Annotated in this window: 10 protein-coding genes; 5 read left to right on the top strand and 5 right to left on the bottom strand. The window is 59.5% G+C overall.

Annotated features, from left to right (window positions below; genetic code table 11):
• Window positions 1-251, top strand: a 251-nt coding sequence (locus tag F2Q65_RS18790) for a DUF4351 domain-containing protein (RefSeq protein WP_150094932.1), incomplete at its 5' end; no start/stop codon positions are given.
• A 978-nt stretch (window positions 252-1,229) separates the two neighbouring features.
• Here the strand turns inward: F2Q65_RS18790 and F2Q65_RS18785 are convergent.
• The 3 genes from F2Q65_RS18785 to F2Q65_RS18775 all read right to left on the bottom strand — a co-directional run bounded on the left by F2Q65_RS18785 (window position 1,230) and on the right by F2Q65_RS18775 (window position 2,982).
• Window positions 1,230-1,931: an integrase core domain-containing protein gene (locus F2Q65_RS18785; RefSeq protein WP_150094931.1), complete on the bottom strand. Its 702-nt coding sequence runs from the start codon at window positions 1,929-1,931 to the stop codon at window positions 1,230-1,232.
• Window positions 1,928-2,251: a hypothetical protein gene (locus tag F2Q65_RS19800; protein WP_211354106.1), complete on the bottom strand. Its 324-nt coding sequence runs from the start codon at window positions 2,249-2,251 to the stop codon at window positions 1,928-1,930. Before F2Q65_RS19800 ends, F2Q65_RS18785 begins: the two co-directional genes overlap by 4 nt.
• Before the next feature lie 500 nt (window positions 2,252-2,751).
• Complete coding sequence (locus F2Q65_RS18775; RefSeq protein WP_150094930.1) at window positions 2,752-2,982, bottom strand: hypothetical protein; 231 nt, start codon at window positions 2,980-2,982, stop codon at window positions 2,752-2,754.
• A 38-nt stretch (window positions 2,983-3,020) separates the two neighbouring features.
• On the opposite strand from F2Q65_RS18775, the gene F2Q65_RS18770 reads away from it, so the two are divergent.
• Together F2Q65_RS18770 and F2Q65_RS18765 are read left to right on the top strand one after the other, a co-directional pair.
• Window positions 3,021-4,790: an ATP-binding protein gene (locus F2Q65_RS18770; protein WP_150094929.1), complete on the top strand. Its 1,770-nt coding sequence runs from the start codon at window positions 3,021-3,023 to the stop codon at window positions 4,788-4,790.
• Between the two features lie 10 nt (window positions 4,791-4,800).
• On the top strand, window positions 4,801-7,338 hold the full coding sequence (locus tag F2Q65_RS18765; protein ID WP_150094928.1) for an HWE histidine kinase domain-containing protein: 2,538 nt from the start codon (window positions 4,801-4,803) through the stop codon (window positions 7,336-7,338).
• 491 nt (window positions 7,339-7,829) lie between these two features.
• Here F2Q65_RS18765 and F2Q65_RS18760 read toward each other — a convergent pair whose 3' ends face one another.
• Window positions 7,830-9,041 (bottom strand): DUF2333 family protein, encoded by a 1,212-nt coding sequence (locus F2Q65_RS18760; protein ID WP_246156381.1) that lies wholly within the window; start codon window positions 9,039-9,041, stop codon window positions 7,830-7,832.
• Window positions 9,042-9,153: 112 nt separating this feature from the next.
• Here F2Q65_RS18760 and F2Q65_RS18755 point away from each other — a divergent pair, with 112 nt between their 5' ends.
• Together F2Q65_RS18755 and F2Q65_RS18750 are read left to right on the top strand one after the other, a co-directional pair.
• Window positions 9,154-9,402 carry a hypothetical protein gene (locus tag F2Q65_RS18755; RefSeq protein ID WP_150094927.1) on the top strand — a complete coding sequence of 83 codons (249 nt, stop codon included), beginning with the start codon at window positions 9,154-9,156 and terminating at the stop codon, window positions 9,400-9,402.
• A 401-nt stretch (window positions 9,403-9,803) separates the two neighbouring features.
• Window positions 9,804-11,159 carry an alanine/glycine:cation symporter family protein gene (locus tag F2Q65_RS18750; protein ID WP_150094926.1) on the top strand — a complete coding sequence of 452 codons (1,356 nt, stop codon included), beginning with the start codon at window positions 9,804-9,806 and terminating at the stop codon, window positions 11,157-11,159.
• 1 nt (window position 11,160) lies between these two features.
• On the opposite strand, the gene F2Q65_RS19795 is transcribed toward F2Q65_RS18750, so the two are convergent.
• Window positions 11,161-11,358 (bottom strand): hypothetical protein (locus F2Q65_RS19795; RefSeq protein WP_211354105.1); only part of this gene is annotated, 198 nt, incomplete at its 5' end.

The raw sequence follows: 11,358 nt of genomic DNA, 5'->3' as shown, positions 1-11,358 counted from the left end.
TGGGCCTGTCAGACCGCTTGGAGGAATGGGCAACGGAATACAAGGCGGAGGGCCGGCAAGAGGGCCGGCAAGAGGGCCGGCAGGAAGGCGAACGATTGGCGCTACAACGCCTGCTGACCAAGCGCTTTGGCGCCATCCCCGCAGCCTATACTGATCGCATCAGCACCGCTTCCGAAGCCGAGGTCGAGGTCTGGCTCGAACGGATACTGGACGCCCCCAGCCTGGAGGCGGTCTTCGAACCGATGGCCTAATCAGGTGAACGGATCAGGCGACCAGACCGAATGACCGGCAGTCCGGTGAGGCCTGCCGGATGGCTACAGGCGAACGCCAGCTTCACAGCCCCACCACCATCCTCGCCGGCGGCACCTGATGCGTCTACCCCTCAGTCTGCACCACCGCCGCCGCCTCGGGCCACAGTATCAACACTGCCGCGGTCAGCGACTGCAGTCTGAGTGCCGTCGGGCAAGAAGAAAGGGATGCACCACCATTCGATCGCTTGAGATCGCCCCCTCGGGTCTTCACCCAAGCCCCGAGAAAAACACCCGGCTTCAGGCTGGGCAGCAGGCAATTCCAGCGTCCGCTTATGTTTCCTTTGCTGTCGACTCGACACGGAGGGGGCGTCAAGGACGGCTGCTGGGACGATGCGGTCACGGCCAGCAGCCTGATGAGGGTCCGTTTCAGGGGACGAGGGCTTTTGCTCCAAAGCGGTCACTGCGCAGCATCCACGCATTGGCAGCATCGGCGGGAGACTCACAGACATGGAAGAAATCCACCGTACAGCGTCCCTGGGTGCCAAAGCACTCGGCAACCAGGTCGGCGATCCAACTCGCCCCATCGCCCAGCTTATGCACCATGGATGTTGGTGCCCGGACCGGCAGCAATTGCCTCCGGGTAATTTCCCCGTTGTAAACCAACTATCAGGGCCGTTCTTGCAGTGCTCGATTGCGGCGATCCCCTCCGGACAGTAAACAGTGCGACGCTCGGCTTCGGGCAGGCGGTCATAAGCGCGTTCGAGGTCCGAGCCAGCCGCGAATGCGGTTGGGTTCGTCATCATTGCCATCGGACTGGTGGCACAGAAGGCCTCGATGCTGGCCGTGAAGCTGTAGCCTAACGCATGCATAGCTTCACGGAAATTGCGCACTTCAAGAGCTGGATTGTTTACACCGCTCATGCCGTTCTTTCCAGCGATTGTAAAGCCCCTGAATAACTGGACAATGAATTTTCCTAAATCACACCGCCATCGCCAACGGCTCGCTGTGCTGCGCACGAACAGCTGCCGGCGTCTGCCAGTCGTGTCGCTGCAGCAGCCATTGGGCGTTGTAACGCGCCTTGAACTCCAGCAGCGCGAGGCGCAGCCCCTCCACCGTGTGGAAGTGCCGAACCCACAGCAGCTGTTCCTTCAGCGAGCGCATGAAGCGCTCGGCCGCGCCGTTACCCGGCGGCGCCCGCACAAAGCTCGGACTGGACTCGATCCCAAGAAAGCGAAGTTTCCGCTGGAAGTGGCTGCTCATGCACTGGGCCCCGTGATCGTGGCGAACCACCAGCGCCTCGGCGACGCCGTCGCCCAGCGGGCCGAAGTGCTCCCGCAGCCCCTGATGGATCGGCTCCCAGGCCTCAAAGCGCGTGCCATAGCGGGCAGCATGAAAGCCCACGATATCGCCCACGAAGTGATCGATAGCCACGAAGATGGTGGGCGTCCGGTAGCCCTCGCCACGCCAGCCCAGTTCCTCAGACTCGCGGAGGACGGTGCGGATCTGCACCAGCAGGTCGCCATCAGCAATTACCGGTGGACGCCCACGGTGCGCAGTCGACGCGGGGGCCCTCAGGGCCGCCCGGCGGGCGTAGAGCGTCGATCGCGCCACGCCCCAGTGGCGACAGATACGCACCTTGCCGTAGACCCGTCGTGCGGAGACCGAGCAGTCCCGGCTCATCGATTCGACCTCCGCTTCGGAATAGGGGCCTCGCCCTCATGGCGCGCGATGCGATACTCCAGCAGCTCCTTGGCTATGAGCATTTCGCCGAACTTGGTGCGCTTGCGCTTCAGTTCGCGCTCCAGCACATCGACCCTGGGATCCTCGCTGCGCCACTTGAGGCCCGCCTGCCCAGCCACCAGGAACTCGTCCCACCACGAGGAAAGATCACCTGCGGGCATGCCGCTCTCCCGACTGAGGGCATCCAGGCGTTCACCCCGCAGCAAACGCAGGCCCACCTCCTGCTTACGCTTCGCAGAGCATCGCTTGACTTCGCTCATGAACACCTCCTTGCACGGTCATTTTACTGAGCAAAGTGGTGTCCAGCATATTCGGGGGGCTACCCAAAAGACCCCTACTCTGAATTCAGGGTCAGGGTACTCGGATCCACTGAAATGGATTAAAAAACACAACCCGAAGGGTGATGATTTGGCGACTGAGCATCGGATGGGTCCCAGTAAAATACTCAAACAGTTAACCGGCGATGCGCATGCCCGCCTCGACCAGCATCCACGGCTTAAGCGTTTGCTAGCCCCCAACCTGCGACCTGAAGACGACCGCGTCGTTGTTCAGGCGCTCAACTCCTGGTATTACACCCTCGCACCCTGCCAACTGGCCTGTCGCCACAAGGCACTGGCCGAGCGAGCCTGGCAAAGACGGATCTGGATATCGACAGACCTGGCTATCCTGACCCCCGATCTTGAATCGGCTGCATATACGCTCTCCCCAGACCCCGATCTCTTAGGCCGAGAAACTCGGCGTCATCTACGTGCTGGAGGGGTCAGCTCTGGGCGGACTGGTGAAAGCGCCAAAAATCGAAGCGCAACTGGGCAGAGAGGATGTTACCCACTTTTATCGCGGCTACGGTCGGACAACGCCCGGTCTGTGGCTTGAGACCAAAGCTGTGCTCGACCAGGGGCTGCGGCAGAAACGGGATCTGGAGGCTGCCGTTGCAGCGGCGCTTAGTGCTTTCGATCGGATGGAGCAGAGTCTTGATCGGGTCGAGTCGCATCTGTTGCTCGAAGTCAGCTGACGACGTAAGCTATCCATATGAGCATAATGAATAAAACTATATTTTTAGCGGGGCTTTCGGGTGTAAGTTCCGCTTGGGCAGGTACGGCGGTTTCCGAGAACACAACGGCGCTCGCCGGATTGGTTGTAGTGCTGGTCTTGAGTTCGTTCAGCTTGGGGTATTTGTGGGCCAATCGGCGGCGTACTGCAATACAGGCGTCACAGCCGGCTCGCCCGCCCGAAGAGAGCGGATCCGGGGCGTCTGAGCCGCAGAACTCGCTGGACGAGGTCAAGCGTGAGCAGCTTAAAGTGGTCGCCACGTTGAGTCATGAACTGCGCACTCCATTGCACGCGATTCTGGGCCTCTCTGAGTTGCTTCTGACGGACGAGACGATTCCGAAACCGGCACTCAGACACCTCGACAAAATCAATAGCGCCGCACGAGGATTGCTCGACTCACTGAACAAAGCCATCGAAGCAGCCCGCAGTGACAGTGGCACACTGCAGCTGACGCCCGAGGAGACCGATCTGCTCGCAGCCATCGAGGATACACTGCGTACCTTCATTGTTGCGATAGAGGGCAAGGGGCTGCATCTAAGCCTGAAGTTTGATCCCCGGCTATTTACGACGCGTGTGTTGGTTGATCGTGTGCATCTGCAACAGGTGCTCAACAACCTGATCGGCAACGCGATCAAATTTACCGATCAGGGTACCATCAGCGTTTGGGTGGCCTGTCGGCGACGTACCGGGGACACTCTCGATCTCTATTTTGCTGTCAGCGATACGGGTGTCGGCATCCCGGTAGATTCGCTCGAAGCGGTCCTGAAACCCTTTGGGCAGGTCTCTACGGCTCAAAAGGGGCGCCCGTTGGGCGCGGGCTTGGGGCTGTCGATTTGCAACGACCTGGTGACAAAACTGGGTGGCCAATTGGATCTGGTCTCAGTGGAGGGCGAAGTGAGCCGATTCAGCTTCACGCTTTCACTCAAAGAGCTGCCGGCGCAGCGCACAAAGCCCAAAATGCTCGGTACTCCCAAGGTAACGCTTATTAGCCCGGCCAACACCGGCAGCGAAGTGATGAAAACGCTGCTGAGCGACTGGGGCGCGACCGTCTTCTATCACTCAGACCTGGAGACCGAGCTCTTTAGTACCCATACGGACCTGCTCATCATTGATGAAAGCCTGGTTGAAGGTAACCTCGGTGCCATAAAACGTCTGGCGCTCCAGGTAACGCCGGGGCGGCTGGTGATCCTGCGCGCCGAGGAGTACACCATCGATCTTAAGGGCGTCCCAGACTATAACGAGTTGTTCAAACCCATACTGCCATCGCAACTGGCGGCTCTGGTCGAAAGCAGCGGTTTGACCAGCCGGCTTCAAGCGCGGCTGGAGGTCGCGGCCAAGCCGGTCACCGACGAACGTCCTGATGTAGAACTGACGGTGCTGGCGGTCGATGACAGCCCGACCAATCTGCTGTTATTGAAAGCCCAGCTCAATAAGATTGGTGGCACCCGGGTGATAACCGCCAAAAATGGTGCCGAAGCGCTGGAGAAAGCGGAGGAGGGCCGCATCGATCTCATTTTGATGGATTTCAATATGCCGGTGATGGATGGAGTTACCGCGGCTTCCCACTTGCGAGAGCAAGGTTTCTCCCGGCCGATTATCGGGCTGACGGCACTGGACAACAGAGCAACCGAGGTGGCTGAAAATAGCCACTTGTTCGATAAAATTCTGAATAAGCCGGCTGGTCTGGATGAGATCATGCGTGTGATTGGCTCAGCACGAGACCTGATGAATATGGAGACCGCTAATTAGGGTGTTATCGATGTACGATTCCCAGGAAATCAATATCAGTAATTGCGAGAGAGAGCCGATCCACCTGTTGGGGCGCATCCAGAGTTTTGGCCTGTTACTCTGTTTTAATGCCGATTGGACCCTGACCGCAGCCTCCGAGAACGTCAGTGACTTTTTTGACGCAAGCGCGCAGAGCCTGATCGGTCAGCCCATCGAGCGACTGTTCAGCGAGAGTGTCAAAATCAAAATCCGTCGGGCGATTGTGGGCCTGGAGCACAGCGACGATTCTGAACGGCTGCTCAATCTGGAGGTGATCCCGGGTAAAGGCAAGATGGATGTCGCGGTGCACATCAGCGGCGATGATCTGATCGTCGAACTGGAGCCGAGCCAGGTGACCGAGAAAGCCTCGTTTCAGACACTGCGCCGGATCCACCAGGAGGTTGCGCTGGCGCAGGACTTTAACGAATTGATTGCCCGGGCCGCCCGGCATATGAGCCTGATCACCGGATACGATCGCGTTATGGTTTACCGCTTCCATGCGGATCAGAGCGGGGAGGTGATCGCTGAGCAGCGTAACATCGACGTGGAGTCGTACCTTGGCCTGCGTTACCCCGCATCGGATATCCCGGCGCAGGCTCGTGCGCTCTACCTCAGAAATCTGACCCGTGTGATCGCCGATGTCAACGACCCTGGGGTACCTATACGCTCGGGGCAGCGCACGCTTGATCTCTCGATCAGCACACTGCGTACCGTATCGCCGATCCATCTGGAGTACCTGCAAAACATGGGGGTGCAGGCGACCATGTCGGTCAGTATCCGCATTGATGGTAAGCTCTGGGGGCTCTTTGCCTGCCATAACTACTCGCCCTATGTGCCGTCGCTGCAGCAACGCTCGGTTGCCGAGGTGTACGCCGAGACGTTGGCACTGGAGATCCGCTCACGCATGTTTGAAGAGGAACGGATCGCCAGCGAGCAGGCGCGTCAGCTTCATCTCAGGCTGGTCACCAGCCTGGAAACCTCGGTGTCTCTGTTCGACAACCTGGTTGTGCACGCTCAGAAAATGCACCAGTTGATTCCATCCGATTCCATGGTGCTGGTGGTGGCGGGCGAGTTTCATGTCAGTGGTGATCCGGTCAGCAGTGAAGATATTCAATTGTTGATTCAACAACTTAACCAATCCGAGAGCCGCGGTATCTTTGCGGTGGATTGCCTCTCTGACTGGCTGTACGAACGGCTGACACTAGCCGACCGATATGCCGGCATGTTGGTTGTACCTCTGTCGCGACGTCCCAGAGACATGCTGATCTACCTGCGCAAGGAGCAGGCGCAGACCGTGAACTGGGCGGGCAACCCCGAGAAGCCGGTTGAGTTGGGTCCAAACGGGATACGCCTGACGCCCCGCAAGAGTTTTGAAGCGTGGAAAGAGATACGGCGCGGTTACTCGGAACCCTGGACACGATCCGAACTCTTTCTGGCCGAGCAGGTCAAGAGCGTGCTACTGGAGGTGATTGTTCGCAATCTTGATGAGTACAAACGGGTGGTCAGCTCCGCCCAACAGCAGAAAGATGTGCTGATTCACGAGTTGAACCACCGAGTCCGAAACATTCTTGGCCTGATGTCCAGTATCGTGTCCCAGACCTCGTCAGTCAGTGGCGATGTCAATGAGTACAAGTCGATGCTGGGCGGACGAATTCAGTCGTTGGCCGTTGCTCAGTCAAAGTTGACCGAGAAAAACTGGAGCTATGCGCCGCTTCGGACCATCATCGAGACCGAAGTGGAAGCGATTGCAACGCTCCCCGCGCGTGTTCGATCCAGTGGCCCCGAGATTGATCTAACCCCAAAAGCGTTCACCACTCTGACGCTGGTGATCCATGAGCTGTTGACCAATGCGGTCAAATATGGGGCGCTGAAGAGCAGTAGCGGGTCAGTGCAGATCGATTGGAAAATCGGTACTGCCGGCTCGCTGGAGTTTCATTGGCAGGAGCTTGGCGTAACGATCGAGGCTCCGCCAACACACCGGGGCTTTGGCTCGGTGATCATCAGTCGCTCGGTACCGCACGATCTCGGCGGTGACGCAAGAATTGAGTATCAACGCACAGGGCTGTTGGCCACCTTTTCGATACCGCCGGACCACTTCCGGCTGAGCGATGATTTGCCCGTCGACAACGCCTCGACAGGCGTGACCGAGTTTCCCAGTGCACCCACGCCCAATACCGACAAGGTTCTGATATTGGAAGACAATATGATTATTGCCTTCGACATTGAGCAGGTGCTGGCGTCGCTCGGATACCAGAATATCGTTCTGGCAGCCTCGGTCAGCGAAGCGTTGAAGGTGATCGAGCAGGGTAAACCCTGTTTGGCCGTGCTGGATATCAATCTGGGTACCGACAACAGTGAGCCGGTCGGGCGCGAGCTGTTGGCCTTATCGGTACCGTTTATCTTTGCAACCGGCTACAACGAGCAGGGCTCCCTGTTTCAAAGGCTGTTCCCCAAGGTTCCCTTTGTTGAGAAGCCGTTTGATAAGAGTGATATTGCTAACGCTATCCGACAGGCAGAGCAGTCGGTTTAAGTCCGTCTTCTGACACCTGTCAATCAACAGCTGGAAAGTTTAAGAATAGCAATTGGTAGTCGTGTATATCAGCACCGCTTCGGTGCTGATCAACGCGGGCACCTTCTTGTTCTCTGTCCCGGTGAGCCACGCAACGTTCCACGGGTGCTACGCCGCGCTTCGTCCTGATCAGCTTTTCTACAGTTCTGCACCGAATAGTATTGGCTTTTCTGGCTGGTTACGTCCCAGAAACGCCTTAAGCTCGTCAGCGGGCATCGGTTTGCCAAAGAAGTAGCGACTGATGCATTAGGTCGGGAAAGGCCAATTCTGGGTATAGCGCTCGAATTGAAATCAGTGGGTCGTCGGTACGAATCCGTCCGCCAGGTCCAGCATAAACAAGAGCTTAGTTTGCTTCTCCCGCGTCTGGAGCCCTGATTATCCGTTTTCTGGCTCGGGCATTTGCAACCCTTTTTTCAACTCGGGATTCCGCGTCTGATCCGGACGGAGTTAGCTCATCCCTGCTCCAGCAACAGGCGCAGGTCGATGATGCCGGCGTTGGTGCGCGACACAGACGCGGCCAGAACGAGCGGGTGGTTGGCGAGCAGGCCGTAGCCCTGGCCCGTCAGCAGGAAGGGGCTGGTCAGCGGTTTGATCGCCCCTTGGAGATCTCGCGTGACCTGCTGCAGCGTGATCACGGCACCCTTGTCCGCGAGTACCGCTGTAAAGTCGTGTTCGATCGCGCGTATCAGATGCAGCAGGGCCCAACTGTAACCGCGGGCACAGTGGAAGACGTTGTCGATTTCATTCGACGGCGTCTCCTCCACCAACTGCGCCACTTCACCGGCGTGGACCCCGGCGCCCCGTGTGGCCGTCATCCGCCCACCGCTGCCAGGGTCTCCTGAACCGGGCACCGGCTGTGTGGTTGTGCCGGACAGGCGGAGGCTGAAATTGCCGAGGCGCTTTTCCACCAGCGCCAGGTAAGCGCTCAGGTTGTCGGCACGTGCCTGGAAGCGCCCAACGGTGAGCGCGTCACGGGCAAGTTGGTCCAGATAGCGATCCAAGGCAACCAGCGCCTGGCGATATTCCGCCTCGGCCGCCGGAAACAGCCACGAGTCGGGGTCGTTCGCCAGCTTCAGGTCGGCTCGCCTGAGGTCCAGATGCTCCACCGACTGCGACTGGGCACGGGTAAAGTCGTTACGCAGGGCCTGCACCAGGTCGCGCAATGCCATGAGCACGCCACACTCCCAACTCGGGCAGTTGTCGAGAAACAGCCCCGGGGGCAAGCGATCGTTGTAGAGGAAACCACCGGGCTTATCGAGCAGGGTCGAACCGATGCCGATCGCCGTCGCAACCACAGCCGTGCCCGTGACCGGTGTTTGCCCCGGTGGCGTCACGCGTGCCACCCGCTCAGCGACATCGAACATCGGTGGCTGGTTGCACCACCAGAGCAGGAGCCCGATGCTGATCAGCAGGTACGCCGTCGCGGCGCTCAGAAGGCCATACAACCAGCGCCGCTGAACCGGCGCGCCGCCGGACAGGGCGCGTCGAAGTGTCGACGACTGTGCCGGAAGGGTGGTCGTGCGCGACTTGGCGGCTGAATCGTGCATCAGTCTGCCCCGGTATTGGCCATGAAAAAAACTCAGCGCTGGATCAGCAATCCCCAGCGCGATACTTGGATAAAGACGGTATCGAATCCTTGGGCGGAGGGAATTGAAAATCGGCAATCGATTGCGCTGGGAGGGTGATGGTGATGCCCACGCCTGCAATCGCTGTTGATCATCGCCTGTGCTCCCGGCAGGCGATCTCGTGACAGCGGCCGTCGCTTGGCTTGCCGGTATGACGGCGATGCACGCCGCAGAGGCCTGGACGCTGACGGCGTGCTACGACGACATCAATGCCGAGACGGTGCGCATCGCCGCTGTCCGTCATGCACAAGCCCATGGCTTCAGGATCTACGCGCCGAGCCGCGAGGACAGGATCTGGGCACCTTCCTGTTACCCCCCGGATGGCCCCGAGACCTTCGATCAGGCGCTGGACCTGCGCTGGCAGGTGTCCGGGTCCGAGGAGTTTTCGTTTAGGCAGTGACCGACGCCCTTGCCAGTCGCCTTGGCACAGACCCGGCCGAGCTGCGTCATGCTGGCCCCAGGTACGTCTCGCTGCTGCTCGGACATGTGCGCGAGCTGCACGGAGCGGACACGCCTTTGCGCCGCCTGATGGCAGCAGAGACCCTGACCGTACACTTACAGCGCCAAGGTTGCCGGCGAGCGCCAAGCGAACTTCGCATTGGAGGGTGCTGATGTAGCGATCAGGGAGGTCATGGCGCTGTTTGCGCCCGTTGAAGAGGCCCACGGGTCTCGGCCGTGACCTCGGTCCGCAGCGCGGTCGCAGGCCTTGTGTCATCATTTGAGCGCACAGCGTGGGTCAGCCTCTGTATAGTGTCGGGCGTCAGCTAGACAGAAACCATGTAAGCAGAGGGGAGATAGTGGATGGAGTGGATGACTGACGCCATCGGTTGGGTGAACGGTCTGGTCTGGGGGCCACCCATGCTCGTGCTGATTCTGGGCACCGGCATCTTTCTGAACCTGGGACTCGGCCTGATGCCCTTGCGCAAGCTGGGTTACGGATTCCGGATGCTTTGGCAGGGTCGCCATCATCAAGGTGAAGGCGACATCACCCCCTTCAACGCGCTGGCCACCTCGTTGTCCGCCACCATTGGTACTGGAAATATCGCGGGCGTCGGCACGGCAATTGCCATCGGTGGCCCGGGCGCCCTGTTCTGGATGTGGATCACGGCGCTGGTGGGCATGGCCACCAAGTATGCAGAGGCGGTGCTCGCCGTGCACTATCGCGAGATTGATGAACGGGGCAACCATGTCGGCGGGCCCATGTACTACATTCGCAATGGACTGGGACCGCGCTGGTTCTGGCTGGCGGGCGCCTTCGCGGTCTTTGGCGGACTTGCCGCCTTCGGCATCGGCAACACGGTTCAGGCCAACTCGGTCGCCGATGCACTGAACAGCAAATTCGACGTCCCGGTCTGGGTGACCGGCCTGGCGCTCGCGGCGCTGGTCGGCCTGGTGATCATCGGTGGCATCCGCTGGATTGCTCAGGTAGCTGGCAAGGTGGTGCCTTTAATGGCCTTGGCCTATCTGGCTACCGGACTGGTGGTTCTGGCGATGAATCTCCCGTCCGTGCCAGGTGCCTTCATGACCATCTTCGAGGCGGCCTTCACACCCACGGCGGGTGTCGGTGGCTTTGCCGGCGCAAGCGTGATGATCGCCATCCAGATGGGCGTCGCGCGCGGCATCTTTTCCAACGAGGCGGGCTTGGGCAGTGCGCCCATTGCGCATGCTGCGGCAGAGACCGATAGTCCGGTGCGCCAAGGCACCGTCGCCATGCTGGGCACCTTCATCGATACCATCATCATCTGCACCGTCACCGGGTTGGTGATCGTGATTTCGGGTGCCTGGACCAGCGGAGAAAACGGCGCATCGCTGTCGGCCATGGCCTTTGGCAACGAGTTGCCCGGAACGGGCGCCTACATCGTCAGTATCGGGCTCGCGATCTTCGCGTTCACGACGATTCTGGGCTGGAGCGTCTACGGTGAGCGCTGCGTGGAGTACCTGTTCGGGGTCAAAGCAATACTGCCGTTTCGGCTCTTTTGGGTGATTGCCATTCCGGTTGGCGCCATGGTGCACCTGGATTTTGTCTGGCTGGTTGCCGATACCCTGAACGCCATGATGGCACTGCCAAATCTGATCGCACTGTTGCTGTTAAGTCCCGTGGTCTTCAAGCTGACCCGGCAGTTCTTCGCAGAGAAAGAGGCGCGAAAATCAGACTGATTCATTTAGCCGTTCGTTTTCCTCTTGCGGGCTTGATAATTATTCCGGCCACCTGCCGAGGTAGAACCGGTAGGGTGGACAAGCGCAGCGCCGTCCACCAAACCCCGCGCTGGCGTTGCCGCTGGTGGACGGCGCTGCGCTTGTCCATATATGGTCCGCCCCGCGATGCAAGAGCGAAATCGCTGTTGAACAGAAGAAG

Source organism: Thiohalocapsa marina (genome assembly GCF_008632335.1).
GTDB classification, from domain to species: Bacteria; Pseudomonadota; Gammaproteobacteria; order Chromatiales; family Chromatiaceae; genus Thiohalocapsa; species Thiohalocapsa marina.
Note: the sequence above shows the minus strand (reverse complement) of the source record. Positions and strands in the feature narration are given on the sequence as shown.

Excerpts from the sequence above, each read along its gene's own strand:
- F2Q65_RS18785 (WP_150094931.1), bottom strand. The coding sequence starts at position 1,931 with ATGAGCCGGGACTGCTCGGTCTCCGCACGACGGGTCTACGGCAAGGTG.
- F2Q65_RS19800 (WP_211354106.1), bottom strand. The coding sequence starts at position 2,251 with ATGAGCGAAGTCAAGCGATGCTCTGCGAAGCGTAAGCAGGAGGTGGGC.
- F2Q65_RS18775 (WP_150094930.1), bottom strand. The coding sequence starts at position 2,982 with ATGCGACTCGACCCGATCAAGACTCTGCTCCATCCGATCGAAAGCACT.
- F2Q65_RS18770 (WP_150094929.1), top strand. The coding sequence starts at position 3,021 with ATGAGCATAATGAATAAAACTATATTTTTAGCGGGGCTTTCGGGTGTA.
- F2Q65_RS18765 (WP_150094928.1), top strand. The coding sequence starts at position 4,801 with ATGTACGATTCCCAGGAAATCAATATCAGTAATTGCGAGAGAGAGCCG.
- F2Q65_RS18755 (WP_150094927.1), top strand. The coding sequence starts at position 9,154 with ATGACGGCGATGCACGCCGCAGAGGCCTGGACGCTGACGGCGTGCTAC.
- F2Q65_RS18750 (WP_150094926.1), top strand. The coding sequence starts at position 9,804 with ATGGAGTGGATGACTGACGCCATCGGTTGGGTGAACGGTCTGGTCTGG.